Origin of the sequence: Vibrio amylolyticus (assembly GCF_023145695.1) — a bacterium.
Classification (GTDB): domain Bacteria; phylum Pseudomonadota; class Gammaproteobacteria; order Enterobacterales; family Vibrionaceae; genus Vibrio; species Vibrio amylolyticus.
Genome location: NZ_JAJHVV010000001.1, coordinates 81341 through 100992, shown reverse-complemented (window position 1 = coordinate 100992; position 19652 = coordinate 81341). Strand labels below are relative to the sequence as shown.

19 protein-coding genes and 1 pseudogene are annotated in these 19652 nt (G+C 41.5%); 8 read left to right on the top strand and 12 right to left on the bottom strand.

All coding sequences use genetic code 11. The annotated features are described in order from the left end of the window. Positions 1 to 88: 88 nt before the first annotated feature. On the top strand, positions 89 to 301 hold the full coding sequence (locus KP803_RS00505) for a hypothetical protein (protein WP_248006873.1): 213 nt from the start codon (positions 89 to 91) through the stop codon (positions 299 to 301). 1 nt (position 302) lies between these two features. On the opposite strand, the gene KP803_RS00500 is transcribed toward KP803_RS00505, so the two are convergent. After that, entirely contained in the window at positions 303 to 917 is a 615-nt protein-coding gene (locus KP803_RS00500; RefSeq protein WP_248006872.1) for an alpha-ketoglutarate-dependent dioxygenase AlkB family protein, read from the bottom strand. 85 nt (positions 918 to 1002) lie between these two features. Between KP803_RS00500 and KP803_RS00495 the strand changes: the two genes are divergently transcribed. Further along, a complete protein-coding gene (locus KP803_RS00495; protein ID WP_248006871.1) occupies positions 1003 to 1761 on the top strand; it encodes a RecX family transcriptional regulator in 759 nt (252 codons plus the stop codon). A gap of 17 nt (positions 1762 to 1778) precedes the next feature. Here KP803_RS00495 and KP803_RS00490 read toward each other — a convergent pair whose 3' ends face one another. Further along, the gene (locus KP803_RS00490; protein WP_248006870.1) at positions 1779 to 2672 is read right to left on the bottom strand and encodes a helix-turn-helix domain-containing protein; all 894 of its coding nucleotides are present in this window, start codon (positions 2670 to 2672) and stop codon (positions 1779 to 1781) included. Between the two features lie 165 nt (positions 2673 to 2837). Here KP803_RS00490 and KP803_RS00485 point away from each other — a divergent pair, with 165 nt between their 5' ends. Then, positions 2838 to 3740 carry a DMT family transporter gene (locus KP803_RS00485; protein WP_248006869.1) on the top strand — a complete coding sequence of 301 codons (903 nt, stop codon included), beginning with the start codon at positions 2838 to 2840 and terminating at the stop codon, positions 3738 to 3740. Between the two features lie 46 nt (positions 3741 to 3786). Here the strand turns inward: KP803_RS00485 and KP803_RS00480 are convergent, their stop codons facing one another. Beyond that, the gene (locus KP803_RS00480) at positions 3787 to 4098 is read right to left on the bottom strand and encodes a hypothetical protein (protein ID WP_248006868.1); all 312 of its coding nucleotides are present in this window, start codon (positions 4096 to 4098) and stop codon (positions 3787 to 3789) included. Positions 4099 to 4271: 173 nt separating this feature from the next. Here KP803_RS00480 and KP803_RS21870 point away from each other — a divergent pair, with 173 nt between their 5' ends. Further along, positions 4272 to 4403, top strand: a complete 132-nt coding sequence (locus tag KP803_RS21870; protein ID WP_282437121.1) for a hypothetical protein — start codon at positions 4272 to 4274, stop codon at positions 4401 to 4403. 31 nt (positions 4404 to 4434) lie between these two features. Further along, complete coding sequence (locus KP803_RS00475; RefSeq protein ID WP_248006867.1) at positions 4435 to 5133, top strand: class I SAM-dependent DNA methyltransferase; 699 nt, start codon at positions 4435 to 4437, stop codon at positions 5131 to 5133. A gap of 65 nt (positions 5134 to 5198) precedes the next feature. Here the strand turns inward: KP803_RS00475 and KP803_RS00470 are convergent. The 4 genes and pseudogenes from KP803_RS00470 to KP803_RS00455 form a co-directional block, all read right to left on the bottom strand. Next, positions 5199 to 5477, bottom strand: a pseudogene (locus tag KP803_RS00470) (carboxypeptidase M32); the annotation flags it as partial. Beyond that, the gene (locus KP803_RS00465; RefSeq protein WP_248006866.1) at positions 5474 to 6031 is read right to left on the bottom strand and encodes an ECF-type sigma factor; all 558 of its coding nucleotides are present in this window, start codon (positions 6029 to 6031) and stop codon (positions 5474 to 5476) included. The pseudogene KP803_RS00470 and the gene KP803_RS00465, both read right to left, overlap by 4 nt. A 7-nt stretch (positions 6032 to 6038) precedes the next feature. After that, positions 6039 to 7472, bottom strand: a complete 1434-nt coding sequence (locus KP803_RS00460) for a hypothetical protein (protein WP_248006865.1) — start codon at positions 7470 to 7472, stop codon at positions 6039 to 6041. A gap of 17 nt (positions 7473 to 7489) precedes the next feature. Beyond that, entirely contained in the window at positions 7490 to 8812 is a 1323-nt protein-coding gene (locus tag KP803_RS00455; RefSeq protein WP_248006864.1) for a serine/threonine-protein kinase, read from the bottom strand. Between the two features lie 139 nt (positions 8813 to 8951). Between KP803_RS00455 and KP803_RS00450 the strand changes: the two genes are divergently transcribed. Both KP803_RS00450 and KP803_RS00445 read left to right on the top strand, forming a co-directional pair. Continuing rightward, positions 8952 to 10283 (top strand): hypothetical protein, encoded by a 1332-nt coding sequence (locus KP803_RS00450; protein WP_248006863.1) that lies wholly within the window; start codon positions 8952 to 8954, stop codon positions 10281 to 10283. Between the two features lie 271 nt (positions 10284 to 10554). Continuing rightward, a complete protein-coding gene (locus tag KP803_RS00445) occupies positions 10555 to 11367 on the top strand; it encodes a thioredoxin fold domain-containing protein (protein ID WP_248006862.1) in 813 nt (270 codons plus the stop codon). Positions 11368 to 11492: 125 nt separating this feature from the next. Here KP803_RS00445 and KP803_RS00440 read toward each other — a convergent pair whose 3' ends face one another. From KP803_RS00440 to KP803_RS00430, 3 genes are all read right to left on the bottom strand, one after another. After that, the gene (locus KP803_RS00440) at positions 11493 to 12974 is read right to left on the bottom strand and encodes a carboxypeptidase M32 (protein WP_248006861.1); all 1482 of its coding nucleotides are present in this window, start codon (positions 12972 to 12974) and stop codon (positions 11493 to 11495) included. Positions 12975 to 13051: 77 nt separating this feature from the next. Continuing rightward, entirely contained in the window at positions 13052 to 13486 is a 435-nt protein-coding gene (locus tag KP803_RS00435) for a hypothetical protein (RefSeq protein ID WP_248006860.1), read from the bottom strand. Between the two features lie 218 nt (positions 13487 to 13704). After that, entirely contained in the window at positions 13705 to 14130 is a 426-nt protein-coding gene (locus KP803_RS00430; protein ID WP_248006859.1) for a glycine zipper family protein, read from the bottom strand. A gap of 249 nt (positions 14131 to 14379) precedes the next feature. Between KP803_RS00430 and KP803_RS00425 the strand changes: the two genes are divergently transcribed. Beyond that, positions 14380 to 15027, top strand: a complete 648-nt coding sequence (locus KP803_RS00425; RefSeq protein WP_248006858.1) for a LysE family translocator — start codon at positions 14380 to 14382, stop codon at positions 15025 to 15027. Between the two features lie 62 nt (positions 15028 to 15089). Here KP803_RS00425 and KP803_RS00420 read toward each other — a convergent pair whose 3' ends face one another. Then, the gene (locus tag KP803_RS00420; RefSeq protein ID WP_248006857.1) at positions 15090 to 16613 is read right to left on the bottom strand and encodes a DUF3369 domain-containing protein; all 1524 of its coding nucleotides are present in this window, start codon (positions 16611 to 16613) and stop codon (positions 15090 to 15092) included. Between the two features lie 168 nt (positions 16614 to 16781). Then, positions 16782 to 19646 (bottom strand): ATP-binding protein, encoded by a 2865-nt coding sequence (locus KP803_RS00415; RefSeq protein WP_248006856.1) that lies wholly within the window; start codon positions 19644 to 19646, stop codon positions 16782 to 16784. Positions 19647 to 19652: the final 6 nt, after the last annotated feature.

The following is a 19652-nucleotide window of genomic DNA, read 5'->3' as shown; positions in this document are numbered from 1 at the left end:
GTGTTAAAGTTGAACCAATGAAATAGATTCACTATAAAACCTCTTGTTTTTGGTGAAACTGTTGTACGTTTTTGAATGGATGGGAAAAATGAGCCTAATTAGCTTACAGCTAGATACGAAAGCACAGGACTTAACAAGCGAGTTGATAGAAGGTTTAGAAGATAACGATGGTTGGCTAATCATGAATACGCGGCTTGCGGCCCAAATAGATTCTGTATTAACTGAAAATAAGTATGTTGGTACGGTGCATTGGTACAGTGAGTCAGACTTTATTGAAAAAGAGATCCACTATTCAGCATAAGTCAGGTTTGATCATGTATAAACCGATAAGTGAGGTTTACTCTTTCTGATTTAGGCTTCTTGGTTTTGGGTACGGTATGAAGCCAATATGATTGCGTTTCACCCGCCATAATGAGTAGGCTTCCAGCATTGAGCTCAAAGGTGTATTTCTGTTTGGTCTGTTTGTGTTTTAGATGAAACAGGCGAGATTCACCAAGGCTAATGGATGCAATAATAGGCTGACGACCAAGTTCCGGTTCATTATCACTGTGCCAGCCATTTGAATCATTGCCGTCTCGATATAAATTGGCCAATACCGAGTTAAATGGAGAGTGAGCGACTTGCTCGCAGCGGGTTTTTAATTCGAATAAATCGGGCAACCAGGGTTCTGGCGTCAGGGTTAGATTAGAATACCGATAGCTCGCGTCTCCGTACCATGCTTGCCTTCTCGGTATTGGCATGGTTTTGCCAAATAGAGTGATACTATCGTCTCGCCATGCCACTTGCTGCTTTAAACGTAGGAACAAGTGATCCGCCTCTTCAGCCGGAACAAAGTTTGGGTCCCAATATATCGAACCATTGGGTATTTGGTGCCATTGTTTTGGCTGACAGAGTTTTGGCTGAAAGTTTGAGTCCATTAACCTTGAACCTTGATAAATTTAAGGAAACCCTTTGTACCAAGAAGACAATCGCATAAAAAAAGCCACGCGTATAGAAAGCGTGATGAATTCTGCCATGTGGCATCTAGGCCAAAGAGATCTGACTGAAAGTGAATTGGTTTCGAAGCTTCGTGTTAAAACTGACAACGAAGAGTGGATAGCCGACACTCTGGAAAAGCTACGCGGCTTTGGTTATTTAAAGTCGGACGATGATTTCGCTGAGAAGTTTGTCGAGCGTGCATTTTCTAGTGAATATGGCTCAGGTTACATTTTAGAAAAGCTGAAAAAGAAGGGCATCACAGACACAGTCATTCGAGAGGCGATAGTCAAGGTGACTGAAGAGCTTCAAATTGATGAGCAAACTATCTTGATCGATCGCATTAACAATACCTATGAAGAGTTCTCGATCAGTAAAGAGAAGTTAGTTTCCACTTTGCAAAAAAGAGGCTTTAGCTACTCGCAGGTTAACGAAGCGATCAAGCAGCACAAATGTTACGAGCAACTGCAGAGCAACCTTGAAATTAAAGCCGCGAAAGCGGACGTAGAAAAGGAAGTACTGAAATACGTTCGAAAGGGAAAAGGGATGACGGTGATTCGACAGGAGTTACGTCAGAGAAAAATTGATACTGACGAGCTTGATACGATTGTCGACAGGTTAATCGCAGCAGAAGAGATCGATTTCTATTCGTCTTGTTTAGAGCAGTTAGAAAAGAAAAACTATGATTTAAAAACGCACAAAGAGCGCAGTAAGACGTATGCGATGTTAAGCCGAAAAGGCTTCTCTTCGGAAGAGATTAAATTTGCTATGAGTGAGGCAGAGTAACACTTGAAATGACAGTGTCAGCTTTGCTCGCGACGAAAAACTGAAGGCGTTGAGCCGACTCTTGTTTTAAATTGCGAAGAGAGGTGCTGCTGAGATGAAAAACCACACAATTGGGCAATCTCGGCCAATGACCCTGTTGATTGAGTCAGTAATTGCTTTGCTAACTCAATACGTCTTGTCAGCACGTATTGATGAGGTGTGCATTGAAAGCTCTCTTTAAACATCCGAGCAAAGTGAAAATCACTTAAGTTTGCGAGTGTGGCCAGATCGTTTAGAGTGAAAGAGCGAGATAAATTCGCCTCAATAAAATCGATCACTCTATGACGGTTCGCTGCTGATAACCCGCCCGTGCTAAGCGACTTGGTGATAGAGTGCTCACAATAACGACGCACAAGGTGCAGCAGCAACATTTGCTGAGCATGGGAAAGCATGAGCTTATCGGTAGAGTCTTCCCAATTCTGATTTAACATGGTTTGACGAATCAATTGGCTGACGAAAGGATCATCAACGAAGGTTCGCTCATTTAACTCAATGTTTCGTCCTTCTTTATCAAAGACTTGTTCAGCGAAGTTTTGTAAGTGTGATTGTTCGAAATAAAGATGAAAGAAAGAGAACGGAGCGGAAAAAGCCCACTCTGAATGATGATCCTTAGGCATTAGGCACAGTTTATCTATACCACCATTCAGGTTTCCAGAGTTCATTATACGCTGGGTATTATGGCCCCCTTGTAAGTAGAAACTTAAGGTGTGATGCCCCGGCTTATTGTAGCGTGCACTGCCGTTGTTGTTGCTCCAAACAGCAGAGCCTATGCCGTTATCAAGCCATAGATCCTTATGTAATGTCGCTGTGTTATTTGAAAGGACATTATAAACATCTTGTCGTTTGTCCTTTTCTTGAGGGCTTTTCTTCAACGCTATCTCCTTGACTGCTACACCTAATATACATATTTACAACAACGGTTAAACCCTACCCAAAAAGAAAAGCGCAAGAATCTATAAAAACCGCAGGATTAGAAACGATCTTCTTTAACTGTTTCTTTAAGCTGAACAATCAGTCCGTTTAGAGAGGGAGATCTAATGAACGCTGTTCTTTATACCGTTACCGTTTTTATATGGGGTTCCACCTGGCTAGCAATCGCATTCCAGTTAGGCGATACGCCTGTTGTTGTCTCTGTAGGCTGGCGCTTTGCTATTGCTTCTATCGTATTACTTGTCTTGCTCAGGATTAGGAATGCTTTGCCTCAACTTTCTATTGAGAATCATAAAATGGCTGGGTTGTTGGCTCTCTGTCTGTTTTCAAATAACTTTCTGTTCTTTTACGCTGCAACGGAATACCTTCCAAGTGGGTTAAATGCGGTTGTCTTCTCGTTAGCACCAATCTTTAATTCAATTAACCTGTGGATACTAGAAAAACGCAGGCCGTCGAGTGCATTTATTCAAGGCGCATTAACTGGGTTCATTGGTGTAGTTCTGCTCTTTTCTTCACAGTTCTTAAGTGCTGATATGGATATCACCATCTTCTTGGGGCTAGGGCTAAGTTTTATGGGAACGTACTTTTTCTCCATGGGGAATATTGTGTCAGCGAGAGCGCAAAAGCAGGAGATGCCACTCTTGCCAACTACGGCGTGGTCGATGGGTTACGGTGCGTTGTATTTACTTATTATCGCCTTGGTCATGGACCTTCCTTTGGCAATACCTGAAACCCCAACGTATTTAAGCGCGTTAATCTATCTCGCGATCATAGGTTCGGTGATTGGGTTTAATACTTATTTGGCGCTAGTAGGCCGAATTGGCGCGGCTAAAGCGGCGTATTGTACAGTTCTGTTTCCCTTAGTTGCGCTGTCACTCTCAACGCTATTTGAAGGGTATGAGTGGACTTGGTTATCAGCTGCAGGAGTGATTCTCGTGTTTTCAGGCAACATGAGGGTGTTTGGCTTTCATGAGCCAATTGTACGGTGGTGTCGCTCTTACAGCAGTTAGTTATGGGATCTATCTAATAGCAATCAAAATACAGCTGTCTAGAAAGCTAAGGCCATGCGCGCTTTTTAACGCCACTACCGTTTACCTTAATCAGCTCAATGGCTTTTTTAGATTTGTCTTCGATAGATTTTAAGCTTTGCGTTACCTTGTCTTGAAACTCACCATTATTTCCTAATTGGTCTGTTGATGAGTTTTGAGCTGGTTTCATTTTAAGCATCATTTGTTCAAGCTTTTTATTCTGATTTTCCAGCAAGCCTACTTTAGCCGTTAACTCGCGAATCATCCCATTTTGCTCTTGAAGCTTGGACTCGATGCTATTAAATGCTTGGAGTATTTGCCCAACATTTTGATCTGACATTGAAATAACCGATTTTTAAGCACTGACGTTATTAAAGTATAGGCAAAACGTTCGATTTTACTTAGTTGATTGCAGTGTAACTATTGATATTAGAAATCTTGTTTAGTGGATTAGCGACCCTATGTAACTTCATTTACGCTATCGCTGGTGGTTGGCTGTTTAGTAATCCAAGAATGAGTAGATACACTCGAGCGATTGAAGGCTTATCGGCGCTACTGTTGGTCAGTTTAGCGGGTAAAATCGCATTGAGTCGAGAGTCGCAAATGAGCTTAGAGGGGGCTATTTGTTTTCTTTCAGTGTTATGATTGCGGTTTACTTTAGATTAGTGGGCTTAACATGTCAGAGATGTACATAAAGCATGCGGATAAATATGCAAAGGTTGTGAAAGATAATATTTATAACGCGTGCCTAGAGAGACCTTCAACGCTCGCTTTACTTGATGACGTGACCGATAAAAATGTCGTCGATATGGGGTGTGGTACTGGCATTTATGCGAAATGGTTTATTGAGCATTCAGTTAAACAGTTAACCTGTGTCGATCTCTCCTCTGAGATGGTTGATATAGTGAACCGTGAGTTTGGTAGTGCTGTGAAATCCTACGCTCAAGATGTCTCTTTAGGTTTACCTGCTGAACAAGACAACAGCGCGGATATCATTATTTGCCCTTTGGTCCTGCACTACGTCGAGGACTTAAAGCCAGTCTTCAACGATGTTCAACGGGTTTTGAAAAAGGGTGGGTATATGGTGTTTTCAACACATCACCCTTTTGCTGATTTTGAATGCACAACCAGCGGTAACTATTTTGAACGAGAAACCGTCCAAGAGGAGTGGGATACCATTGGCACTCCCGTTTCTGTGCGTTTTTATCGTCGCTCGTTATCTGAAATAATCAATGCGGTAACGGCTTCAGGCTTAGTGGTGTCAAAACTGAGCGAAGGTGATGTCGACGAAAAAGCGAAAGACATTTGTGAGTCGACTTATATTCGCCTTAAGAACAACCCGAACTTTCTCTTTGTTCGCTGCGAAAGAATCTGAAGATAGGTATGAGGCGATGCTCTGCCTAGTAAAAAGGAGCAGCATTGTCGCTGCTCCTTTTTGTGTTATAAGTAACGACTTCTTAAATGATTTTGGAAGTGTTTTGCGTTCAGTGTTTCACCCGTTGCAGATTTCACCAGCTCATCTGTGTTCATTAAGCTACCTTTACTCCAAATATTATCTGATAGCCATGTAAAGATCGGCGATAAATCACCGCTTTGAATCGCACCATCAACATCCACGGTCTGCTCCATTGACGTCATAAACTGAGCGGCGTACATAGCCCCTAACGTGTAGCTTGGAAAATATCCAAATGCGCCATCGGTCCAGTGAACACTAGTCAGTGTCTCTGATACTGGATCCGAATCCAGCTTTTTGAAAAGCTTATGTCTTTTTCAATTTTACTTACGCTACTTAATAGAAGTTCACTGATTTCACTAACACTTAAACCTAGAAAATACTTCAGTTTAATAACCTCTCCTTGAGCGGGGTATTTCTTACTGAATGAATCAACAACTTGATTGAGCTCTAAGATATTGTCAATGTCGTTAACTTCACCGGTATCGTCGCTACTTTGACGCTTGAGGGCACCAAAGTAGCGATATTGATCCACTAAGATTTGGCGAATAACCTTGCTCACCAACAAATAGAACTGTTTTCTGTTTTTAATATCAGAATCTGTTGATTGACTGATTCTGATATAAGCTTCATTTATCAATGCTGTGGTGTTATTCGAGAATTCATTAAATACTTGATTTTGTTCTCCAAATTTAAGGGAGTTTCTCGCTCTTTCTTTCTGAGCAATTGTTTTCAAGTGTTCGTAAGCAAAAAGGTAAAGCCTCTGTTCAACCTCTTTATCGCCTGCTTGCCACCTTAGAATTAGGTCAGTGAGTTCCATCTCTTCCTCACAGCTTAGTTAATTCAGAAATGTGTGAAGTCAGTAGTGATTGAGTCTGCATGTCTAGCGTTTGCTGATAGCGGTAAACTATTCCGTCGTCGAGTTTCTTGCTAATAGGGAGATATTCCCATGTTGTATAGTGTTGTGAGCCTTGTCCGTCTTGCCACATGACGGGCATGTTTAGATGGTAAAAATAGAGCGGTTCGTTGAGCTTGTTAAGCCACCACATATCTTTAAATTGATCACTTACATTGTTATAGCTAGACACATTCCATTTACTACAGCGCTTGTCTTTAAAATCTGTGGCCCATACTTCATTACTTTTAATTTTTAAGCAGCGATACTGGACGATGTTTTTATGTATCTTTTTCTCTTGCCATTGTCCATCAAACGACAGTGGTGATACCGCATCCGTTGCAAAGGTGAACCAAATTATCTCTTCGTTATTGGCACCGATTATTTTCTTATGCTCACCTAAGCCTTGTTTTTTATTCAGTAAGATCTGCGTCGTTGGATTAAATGAAATGGCATTAGCTCGGTATTTATAGCTGGATCCTGAGTCGTAATCTTCTACAACATAACCGCTAAGATCTGTGCGGCTACACCCTTTAATTGCGCAAGCAAACAATCCCGACCAACCGCTAAAATCAGAAACAGAATGGAATTCCTCGGTTTCTCTACGAGCTCTTATATCGATATTACAGCTGGAGACGTTCTTGTCGGAACTGCCGTATCTATCACCGTAATCAGGGTATTCGTATATGCCTTTGTTGGTGATTTTATACGTGGTTTTCCCTAACGGGCCAATGTAATCAGGATTACTTGTTTTTGATAGATCATAAAAGCAAAGTGTATTGTTAGAGTCTCTGGTTTTAATCAAAATATCTCGTAACTCTTTATCTTTTGGTGAATAAACAATGTCTTTAGAGTCAAACGTATTTTTAATGTATTCATAGCTAGATTGCAGGTGTAAAGCGGCTTCACCAACCGTCGGAAGTTCAATACTGTAATGTTTAGCGACAGCGTCTAATTCAAACAGATTAAGCCCACTTAGAAAACCTTGAACCTGTGTTTGGTTGAGCTTGTTTTCGTCAACAATAAGTTCATTTTCCTCAGGATCGAATTCACTCATCGCGAGGAGCAGCCGAGTCATATTGATTGTAAGCGTTGGCTTCACGGTCATAGAATTTGGAGAAACCCACTCTTCAGCAGAAACAGCAGCAAGATGGAAAGCATGCGATCCCGTGCCTAAAAAGAAGTCTACTGAATCTCCAGGATTGTATGTGTATGCTCCTTTGTTGGTTTCACCTTCTACCCCTGAGCTTGTTATATATTGGATGCCAGTAATTGGAGCATCAACAAAATAGCCGACACTTTGTGATGCGATGACGTTAGTGGCGAACAGTAGTGTAGTGCTGAGCACGAGTGATATTTTTTTCATTTTTAGGAAAACCTATACTATTTACATGAATCTTGGAGTGAACAATCAAGAAGAGAGAGAGGTTTTTTTTCGGGTTCGACGAAGTCACTAAAAAGAAGTTTGTGGCGAATATCTTCAGGTAGTGAGGCGTTTGATAACAAGCGTTTTTTTGCTACTTCAATAATATTTTTTGTCACGATTGGGTTACTGCTTTCATAATGGAAGATGGACGTTAGCTCGAGTAATATCTTTTCAACGGTTTCTTTCTCGCTCTCTAGTTTCTGATTTGAAATGGCGAGCAGCGTAAATAGGGAAATCGTTGAAAATAAGGTAAACAGTGATAAAGAAGATAACAGTGGACGGCGTTTAAAGAATAATAAACACTGCTGAGTCGATGATCGGTTTAGAGACGTTGGAAAATGATCTGAATAGCAGCGGATATCATTGGCGAGTAATTCGACAAACTGATAGCGCTCGGTGGGCTCATTCTGCGTGGCTTTGTTGATAATGAGCTGTAGATCTTGATTCACAAAGCGGCTCAGTAGCTTATTAAGTATCTTACCCAATGCATAGATATCACTGGTATTTGTGAGATATTTACCCTCAATTTGTTCTGGTGAAGCGTAGACAGGGCTTACGGCAAGTATTACTGACTCTTCAGTATTTTGCTGCACTCTTTGCAGCATGTTGAAGTCAATGATCTTAGGCGTACCATCTTTCTCGACTAAAATGTTTTCAGGTTTCAAGTCAGCATGCACGGTTTGGTGCTGATGAGCATGAGCTACTGCGGAACAAATCTTTAGAAACAGAGTTAAACACTGTTTTTCATCGTAGGTGATCTCTGTTAAAAATTCATTCAAGTTTCGACCGCGCACTTGCTCCATGACTAAGTAGTTAATGCCTTGATAATTCCCACCGTCAAATACCTTTACAATATGAGGGTGATTGAGGCGGGCGAGCATTTGAGCCTCATTAAACATCGTGGAGTTATCAAGGAGTCGATGTAACGATTGGCGAAAAAATTTTATAGCGACAGATTGTTCAAATGTTTTGTTCTCTCGTTCGGCACGGTAAACCACACTCATGCCACCTTCACCTATTTTCTCTCCAACCTTAAATTTATCGACGGTATGGCCTTTGAAGTCGGGAACTGAGTCGATATACCGAGTTAAATGTTGATCAACTATCGATGTGAACGCTAAATCGTTTTTCTCGTGGGCTGTAATCAAAGGTTGAATATTGTTGTATTCAATTAGGTTGGATTCTTTTAGGTCATTTAACCAAGCTTCTTTATTCTGAACATCCAAATAGTCGTAGAACAGTTGCGTACTGTTCTTGTGAGCAGTCCCATATTTTTTCATAAACTTCGAATTATATTTACGGGTTTCATTGAATTATTCGTCCCTTGAATGAAATTGTGTCGATCCATATTGTGGCGGTGATTTTACAAAATTCTCTCGCTAAATCAAGGAGAGAGGAACCGTTATAGGAATGGAAATAATGAAACGAACAAAAGCATTTTTGGCAATGTCAGCGGTACTAGTGCTTGGGGGTTGTAGCGACGACGATAACTCAGAAGTAAACACTCAGTCTCAGGTAAGCACTTATAAAGCGATTGACGGTTACTTGATTGATGCCGATGTTTATGTAGATAGAAACAGTAATGGTGTTCCCGATAGTACTGAGTTGTTAACAAACAAAACGGATGACAACGGTGAGTTTACATTACAAGAATCGGACAAAAACTACACGGTCATCATTAAGGCAATTGCTGGCCAAACTTATGATTCTGATAAAGGCGGAAGGCTTATTGAAGACTTTGAGTTTATAGCGAAGCCAGGTGTTGACATTATTTCTCCATTTTCAACTATTGCACACAATGAAAACCTCTCTCTAGACGCACTTGCCACTCAGGTTAATTTGCCTAGCAGTGTGATTAGTGGTGATTATGTAGAGCAAAAGAGCGATTCAGAGTCTGCTGATTCTGCGGCTCAAGTCCATGCGTTGGCGAGAGCATTGACGCAGGTAATTGGAGACAACTCTTCTTCTGAACTGATTACCATCGCACAAAGTATCAAGAATGAAATTGACAGTGATCTGAACGCTGGAAAGGACTTGAACAAGCTGCTCTATACAGTGGGGAGCGGCGGCATAATTTCTACCGTTGCGATGCCTAAAACGTTAAAAGAACACTTCTTGGATGAGACATTTTATTACGTACACACCAATAAATATCAATTTATTGATGAGGGGATAATAGCCGTCGATTTCTATGAGACGACACAGACGTTCACTGTCGGTAACAACGCGCCGAGAACGGCCTCAGTTAAATATTATGCCAAGGGCTTTAAATCTGGTTCAGACAGCATGGATGAGGTCATCTATATCAGTGATGATATTACCATCCTAGTGGCAGGTTACGGTGAACTAGGCTTTATGACCAAGAAAGACGTAAAGAATGCCTACGCGAATACGTATCAAGATGTGGTCGAGGCGGACTATCGAGGAAAAACTTTTTACCACTTTTGGGATGATTCATCTGTAGCGGTAGTACGACCTTCCTACGTTGAATTAAGCTTTTCGGCGCAAGGAAATACAGTAGACCTAACCGAGGACGGATTAACGAGAACACTAAATTGGAGTATTCAAGATAATGACTTAGTTGTTCAATCTGCACTAGACGGCAATGACTGGACGATCTCTAGAACAACGATAACGAGTGACGATTTCATTATTTTCAATGCAGGGAGAGAGGGCACTTTAAGCGTTCCGTATTTTATGACTGAACACAAAGCACTTGCTGAAGCCATCTATTGGGAATGGACAAAGTAAATGTTTAATTAATGCCAAAATAGTCATAGTTAGTTCGCGGGTAGTATTGAGAGTGTATTGCTTAATACACCGCTTAATACACCGCTTAACACATGGTTTAATACATTGATTAATAGATGGCTTAATACATTGGTGTAACGGTATTAGATACATCCTCAGTGGATTATTCAAACTCCTGCCTTAGTTCTATATTAAATGATTTATAGAACTAAGGCTTAGAACTGCAACTATTTATGGCTCTCTTAAAATCAAAGAGCGACAGAGATGAATTATGAACAAATGGGTGTACTTACTGGCTTTATTCTTGTTTTCGCCATTGGTTAGCGCAGGCCTAAGTGAAGATGAGAAATATGCTATTGCGCAATACCAAACATTTTTTGATGGAAAGATAACTGGCTTTGGTGCCACATTGGTTCCTGGTTTGTATGCGTTTCAGGTTAACAACGACAAAAATATTTCTGTTATGGCAAAAGATGGCTCGACCATACTATGGAACCCGAAACTGGTGAGTTCACTAGAGTTTGACGCGAAGGGTAATCCAGTGAATCAAATAACCTTTGATAGAGAGAAGATGTCGGCCTTAAGGAATGAAATATTTTTCAAAATAAAGAAAGAAGACTTAATTACGGTCAAATTAGGAGAGGGTAAAGAAAAAATGTATTTATACAGCGCTGTTGATTGCCCAGCTTGTTATAAACAGGAAAAGGCATTGGCAGAACGTGCGGCTGATTTTAACGCGACAGTCTATATACTGCCTTACTCCTTGGATAGTAATAATTGGAACATTGTGAAGAAAGTAATGTGCAGTAAAAATAGAGCGCAGGCTTGGAAGAAATATTGGGAGACGAGAGTTATCCCGGAAAATAATGGCCAGTGCCAGTGGTCAAAATCTTATATGCGTCAATCTGTTTCTTTTCTAGCGCAAACAATGGGTATAGGTGCTGGAACGCCAACCGCCATCTTAGCTAATGGGAAGATTATTAATCCTTCATTTTCTAATCCAGTCCCACAGCTAGGCGAACAATATCCAATTAATAACGGAATTTTTGGCGAAGACACCATAAAAACGAGTTATTTTGATTAATACAGTGTCGATTAAAAGTAATGGTTGTAGTCTCATATAATCATTACAAATATCTTGGATCCACTGCGTGTTAAAAAGACTCGGCATAAAGAAAGTCTATGCCTGGTCCAATGGGTAGGGTGCGTTTATAAATAGCGAGCTTTTAAGTGATCTTGGAAAAACTGAGCGTTGAGTGTTTCACCTGTAGCTTGCTTAACCAACTCATCCGTCGTTAATAAGCTGCCCTTACTCCAAATATTGTCGTCTAGCCAAGTGAATATTGGCGACAGGTCACCAGACTCAATGGCGCCATTTACATCAATGGTTTTAGTCATTGACATCATAAACTGAGCGGCGTACATAGCCCCTAACGTGTAGCTTGGGAAATATCCAAATGCGCCATCGGTCCAGTGTATGTCTTGCATACAACCATTTTTGAAGTTCCCCTCAGTGGATAGCCCAAGTGATTGCTGCATTTTTAGATTCCAAAGCTCAGGCACATCAGAGTGTTTGATTTTACCGTTGATGAGGTCACGCTCTATCTCGTAACGCAAAATCACGTGAGCAGGGTAGGTTAGCTCATCAGCGTCAACACGGATGAAGTCTTTCTTCACACGAGTATAGAGCTTTTGAAAATTATCAAAGCCAAACAGTGCAGGGTCGTGTGAAGTGAATTGTTTACCCGCTAAGCTTGAAAGGTGCTGAATAAACGCATCACTACGACCAACTTGCATCTCAAAAAAGAGCGATTGTGATTCGTGAATGCCCATTGAACGCGCTTCACCTGCAGGTTGGCCAGCAAGTGATTTAGGCAAGCCCTGCTCGTATCGAGCATGACCGGTTTCATGAACAATACCCATGAGAGACTGCACAAACTCAGAATCGTCGTATCTGGTTGTTATTCTCACATCCGATGGTACGCCACCACAAAATGGATGAATACTTTCATCGAGTCGACCGTGTTCAAAATCAAACTGTAAAAGCTTCATGACTTCTAGACCAAGCGCCTTTTGCTGAGCGGTCTCAAACTGTCCTGTTGGGGTAATAAAGGATTCCGATTTCTGCTTCTCAATCGCGTCATCAATTAAGCTTGGAAGCCATGTTTTTACATCAGAGAATAGTGTATCTAATGACGCTGATGTGGTTCCTGGCTCGTAGATATCAAGCATCGAGTCGTAAGGGGATAGACCTGTCGCTTCAGCTCTAATTTGAGCCTCTTCCTGTGATAATTTTACGACCTCAGCCCAGTTCTTTTCGAATCCAGCCCAATCGTTTTCTCCACGCTGAGAGCGCCATGCATGTTCACACTTAGAGCCTGCGAGTGATTTGGCTTGAACCAGTGATTCAGGGAGCACATTTGCTTGCATCCATTGGCGTTTTAGTTCGCGCAAAGAGGCCTTATCGTTAGCATTAAGGTTTTCAGACTCAGCACTAGAGAACCACTCTTCTAGTTGTGGTTGGGTGAGTAATCCATGAATATGTACAGAGAGCTGTGCCATCGCTTCAGAGCGAGCCTGATTACCACCGGAAGGCATCATGGACGCTTGATCCCAGCCACAAATGGCTGCTAAGTGATTAAAGTTAGAGATAGTTTTTGAGTGAGCTACTAATTTTTGGAATGCGGTCATTGGCTAGCCGTCCATGACAAGTAAAAGATAAGTCAGTGTAGCAATCTTTAATTGATACTCAAGGTAGCTTAACGAATTTATGGCTCAGAAAGGGTTTCAGATAAGTGCCATTCCTCAGAATAATGGTTGAAGAGCTCTTGGCAGAAGTTGATTTTTTCGGCTTCGGTAAGATCTAACATAAATTTATGAGTGGCATTTTCGCCGAGTAATAGAAATTCGTGATCGATATGGGTAGCGACTTGATCGTAGTCTGGAGGAAGTTGGCTTCGTAGCGCAAAAATATCAAATAAGCCATCGTCCACCTTTTTAAAAGACTCCCCTGATAGTAATGAGAGTCCGCAGGCGACAAAGTTCCCTCGGTAGTACGAATAGGCCTGTTCATGGGAAAGCTCATTAATGGGGGATTCTTGAAAGTAGCGTTTTGGAGGGAGATCTTGGCTCAAGCTTGTTGCCGCAATGAGTAATGACGCAACGGAAGCGATAGAAAGCAGTATTTTTAAAGCGCTGTTCATGAGCATAACCCTAGAGGATATTGAGCTTTTTCAGTTGTCGTGTTTCTAGCCGTTTGATAATGACTTAACAAGCGAAGTGGGGGAGCTCTGCTTGTTAAGCCTCATCTTTATTATTTTGCTTCTAGATTGTGACCGCTAATTGTGACGTTGTTTTATAATTTCGCTATTTGCGTTTAATTATTTGAATACTGGCTATGTAAACACAGCTTTTGGGAATATTAGTTTAGTGCGACAAAGTGTTTGTCTGTCATGCAGTTTCTTAATACCGTTTGATAGGCTTGTTGATTGTTTTGTTTTGACGCTTCAGCTGCTCGGTTTCCTTTGACTCGCCCGCTAACTAAACCAATAGTTGCCCCGGTTTTAGCGGCGTCTGAACCTGAGTTACCACTGATTGCGCCCACTGCTGCTCCAGCTGCCGCGCCTTTCGCTGCGCCTGATACCGCTGAGCCTTTATTTGATGCTTCTTCCGTTTGAGTGGTCATAGCAATGTCTTGACACTCATCCAGTTGTTCGATCGCTTCCTCTTGAGAGATATTATCGTAATCAAAAATCAAATTAGTTGAAGCGTCAGTCACGACGCCACCTTCTGCGAATGCGGTAGTAGAGAGTAAAAGCAACGTAGCGGCTAGGTAGTGTTTTTTCATTTTTGGCTTCTCAATCGTTAGGACGATGTAATTAAACCAAAGTAATGACACGATTTTTGAGACTGGAAAGTATCATATTTGAGTCTGAACTTTTTGCCCAACTTATAATCGTTTTTTAAGATTTTATAAGGAGACTATTACTTAGCCGTTTGATTAGAAGTGGGAATGAGAGTGATTTTTCGGTAGCTATTACGTTATGAAGTCGCTATTTTGATTGGCAGACAACATCGAAAATGAACTGAATTGACCATGCTTATTCAAAATATTGAAGCGTTTATTATCGCTATTACAATACTGACACTTACACCAGGTCTTGATACGGCAATGGTAATCAGGAACACCTCTAGGGGTGGCTTAACAGACGGGATGACTACAAGCTTTGGTATATGCAGTGGATTATATGTGCATGCCATGTTCTCTGCTATTGGCATTTCTGCGGTACTGGCACAGTCTGCCGAACTCTTTCAACTGGTTAAGCTTATAGGTGCTGCCTATTTAATTTGGTTAGGCATTAGTAGCTTGTTAGCGGCGAGAAACGTTGGGTCATCATTGAATGTAACTGGCAGTGTGAAAACGAGCCAACTCGATGCTATTCGTTCGTTTAGAGAAGGCTTTTTGTCGAATGTCCTTAATCCTAAAACGGCAGTGTTTTATCTCGCTTTCTTGCCTCAGTTTATTGATCCTCAAGGCTCAGCGTTAATTCAGTCACTGTTTATGGCTTCAATCCACTTTGTTATTGCCATGCTTTGGCAGTGCAGCCTCTCAGGCTTGTTGTCGAAAGCGAAATCATTGTTGAGCAATCCCCGCTTTTTGAAATGGATGGAAGGGACGACGGGCGCAGTGCTTGTACTGTTAGGTGTTAAGTTAATTCTAGAAAAATCGCCAGTTAGTTCCTAACAGGCACGGGTAAATGAGTATGGCTTTGTTAATCTGACGTTAAATTCTAGCCATTGTTAAACTTAGCTACTGCTGTATTTGTTATTGATTTCCAAGGCTACATCAAGGTTATCAAGCAGAGTATCGACAACATGTATATCAAGGTGGGTACCCTTAGATTCATTGAGCACATTGACCACATCTTCAATCGGCCAAGCAGGTTTGTAGCAGCGCTCATGAGTTAGAGCATCAAATACATCGACGGCCGCAATAATTCTCGCTTCGATGGAGATCTCATCGCCTTTGAGCCCTTGAGGGTAGCCCGTTCCATCGATTCTTTCATGGTGCTGGTGAGCAATGATAGCCGCGGTTTGCAAGATTTTTCGTTTCGAACCCGCCAGTATTTTGTACCCGATTTCGGCATGCTGCTTCATTATTTCCCATTCATCGGCATTTAACTTTCCAGGTTTGAGAAGGACAGCATCAGGGGTGGCGATTTTACCCACATCATGCATGGGTGCGGCTTGTTTTAGTAGTTGTGCTCTGTCTTCAGAATAACCAAGTAGCAAACATAATTGGTAGCTGAGTTCTGACATTCTGCGAACATGATTACCCGCTTCATGAGAGCGAGATTCAACGACATCACCGAGACGATAGATAAGCTCACCTTGGGTATCGATGATTTCTTGACTGAGGAATAAGTTTTCAAACGCCAAGCTAACACTGTATGAGAAGATAGTTAGCAATTGGCTTTCAAGCTCGGTGATTTTTCTTACACCTTTAAGGTATAGAAGACTCACTGCGCCAGAGCTGGTCGAGAAGTACCCAACAAAAATATCATCTTCAATGATGCTATTTTTTTCTTTGAGCGCTTTCTTTAAGTAGCCCTTTACGTGTTCGTCTGTCAGTTCTTGTCCTTCGCCACCAATTTGTGCAAGGACTCGAAATTCTTCCTGTCCTTCCATAATCGTTGTCATACCACGTACGCTGACTAGCATACTCTGATCATTCATACGCAGTAAGGAGAGTACTTGTTGCAAAATACCATTGGAAAAGGTGCTTAATGTATTCTGTTGAAAGATGACTGCTGTTGATTGAATCACCCGTTCTAGGCCGTGTCGATAATTAACTTCGAGCTGTCTGGCCTTATCAATTTCGACAATATCTCGATAAGAACGAATCGCGGTGTAAACGGTGGTAAATAGTTTTTGGCTAGTGAGTTCCGTTTTTTCCTTATAATCATTGATATCATATTCAGAGACAACGGTGTGCTCGGGTGCTTGCCCTGGTTGACCTGTTCGTAGAACGATACGAGTTTTATGATTCCCCAAATCTTGCCTTGTCCAGCGCGCAACGTCTAATCCAGCCTCATCTGTCTCCATAACGACATCGAGGAATATGAGAGCAATATCTTCTATAGTCGAGAGTTTTTCCTTCGCTTCCGCTCCAGAGTGAGCATGATGAAACTCCAACGGGCGGTCATCGAGTTTAAATCGTTTTAATACCAAGGTAGTGACTTGATGAATATCAGGGTCATCATCAACAATTAGAACTTTCCATGGTGGGAGGCTTTCTTCGTCCAACTCTCGGAGTAGTTTCAAAGGCATTGTAAATACTCCTCAAAAAATTAAGTTTCTTATATGTGTATAGGCAAAAACTTATTTAATTACAAGTTACTCAATAGTCAGCGAGGTGAAAAATTAAAAAACAGTATTTTTTTATATTGGCTAATAGCAAAAGCTATCGCTACTGCCATTCTCTATTAACTTTAACACTCAGCTATTGATTGGTTTTTTAGGGATCTCCATTGCAAAGTGAAGACCCTCACCTAGAGCCGTCTCGATTTTGACTTTTCCCTTTAACTTTCTTGTAATAAGAGTGTGGATTAAATGCGTACCAAGCCCACTACCACCTTGATTACGTTTGGTCGTAAAAAACGGGTCAAATAAACGTTTCGTCGATTCTTCATCTAGCCCCATTCCGTTATCACTGAAATCTAAGTAAAAGGCATCGCCATTATTCTTTGCAACGAGCTTTATTTCACCAACTTGGTCAACTTTAAACGCGTGAATTAAACTATTCATAATTAGGTTGGTGACCACTTGAGAGAGCGCGCCAGCGTAAGATGAACAGTATATATCGTCAGGACATTCTATAAGCAGTTTATGTGGCGATTTTTTAAGCTGGGGTCGAAGGGAAAGCAAAATTTCATCAATATACTCTTTAAGGTTAAAGTCTCTTAATTCATCACTTGATTGATCAACTGCTATCTGTTTAAAACTTCTGATTAATTCAGAGGCACGTTCATTATTTTTATGAATGATAACGGCAGACTCCTCACAGAGCGCAAAAAATTCGAGTAGATCTTTTTCGCTAAGCTTTTCGCTATCATATGCCTTGGTTAAGAGTTTAACTTCTTCTTGAAGGTTAGAAGAGGCTGTAACACAAATACCGATAGGGGTATTTATTTCATGCGCAACGCCTGCGACGAGCATGCCCAAAGAAGCTTGTTTTTCTTTCTCTACTAATTGGGACTGTGTTTCTTGAAGCTGGGTCATTGCTTTTTGAAGCTCAGATGTTCGCTCTTCAACTAAGGTTTTCAATTGTTCGTTGTACGTGGTGGCGAGATTCTCTTTTTCTTTTGCGTAGTTTAATTGCTGGCGCAATTGATTGGGGCTAATTTTTAGCTGTCCAAGTAACTGGGTGTATGTATGTTCTAATTGCTGTTTCTCATTCTCATTGAATAGTAACGATTCTTGAATGATAACGTGTGCCATTGCTGAGCCCGTTGCACCGCTAAGTTGACGCTCAGCGGCTTTCTCTAGGTTAGCCAGTTCAAGAGTGGTTACGGTGGGCTTATCTTTTAGTTGAGTGGTTTCGAGTACCTTCTCGGTTTTTTTCAACGCATCAGCGATAGAATAGTATTGACCAAATATTTGTACCAATATTTCAAGTTTAGGTTGTAGTGGGATATTTGATGGCAGGTCAAAATTTCCGTGTTCGTCCTCCTCCTGGTCACTGATCATATTTTCAATAAACTCGGCATTGTACCGATTCTCTTCTTTGCTCTCTTTAAAGAAGATACTGCCTAAAACAATCCCAGAAATGTTTGCGATGATAGACCAAAATGCGCCGTGACTAATTCTGTCCATTGTTGAGCCAAACAGATGTTCAGGGTGGAGCCATTCAATGCCCCAAAGCCCATGCTCCAATAGAGAAACATCAATCCAACCGCTTTTTATGATGGCAGGAATGAACAAACAGTAAGCCCAGACCCCGAAACCTACTGAGATACCTAATATTGCGCCTTTCGCGTTAACGTCTTTCCAAAAAAGGCCTGTGATAACCAGTGGTAGAAACTGAAATACAGCACAGAAAGAGATCATCCCCATGTTTACGAGCATGTAGGATTCACCAAGAAATAAATAAAAAGCCTGACCTGCGCTAAATACAAGGAAAACAGCGAACCAACGAATTTGCAGCAGGTAATTACCAAAGTTGTTATTAGGTGCAATCTTTCTCAGGATGGGCAAAGCTAGGTGGTTACTGAACATTGTAGCAAGTGTCATACCTGATACCATTAACATGGCCATGGATGCTGAAAAGCCACCAATGAAAACTAAGAGAGTTAATGCATTCTGGTTCTGGCTTAATGGCAGAGTGAGCATATAAGTATCGGGGTTTTGAGGGCCGAGTAGCAATAATCCCGCGGCGGCAATTGGCATGGCAAACATGGTCATTAAAAATAGGTACACAGGCAGCATCCACTGTGTTTTTTTAATAAAGCTGAGGCGAGCGTTTTCGACTACCATAACGTGAAATTGTCTTGGAAGCATGAAAAATGCTGACGCCGCTAATATTGTGTAACTTGCCCACGTCATGAAGGTTGGTGGGGTTGCCATTTGACTAGCGGATGCTGGGATCTCTGTCGTCAACTTGGAAAAGATATCGAAAGGACTATCAAATAAGATAAAGCAAACGAAGAGTCCGACAGCAAGCATTGCGATCAGTTTGATTAGCCCTTCAACGGCTAACGCAAGCATCATTCCAGGGTGACGTTCCGTAGGGTCAATGTGGCGAATACCAAATACGATGGTAAATATCCCAACGCCAAGCCAGATTAGCCAAGTGACGCTGCCTGATCCTACTGACGTTACAGTATCAATCGGCGTCGCTGCCCCGTTTACTGTGTCGCTTCCAAGCAGAACATAGATAGATTTGTTGATCGCTTTAAGTTGCAGTGCAAGGTAAGGGATGATGCCTATCATGGCAACAATGGAACACAACCCTGCGAGGGACAAACTTCGATTAAAGCGCGCTGAGAGAAAATCAGCGATGTTATTAATATGGTAGGTTTGTTTAATTCTAAGGATTCGCTTGAGTATTGGGTACAGCATCAGCATTAGTAATGTAGGGCCAAGATAGATGGTGTAAACAATAATGCCGCTACGCGATGCCAAACCTACGCTGCCGTAGAAAGTCCAGCTCGTACAGTAGACTGCTAGAGAGAGAATGTAGACATAAACGCTTGAAGAAATAACTTTGGCTTGCCTACTGCCTGACTCCGCCCAATTCGCGATAAAGAAAAGTACCGCGACATACGTGAGTATAATTAAAATTAACGAGCCTACACTGATCATGTGAAG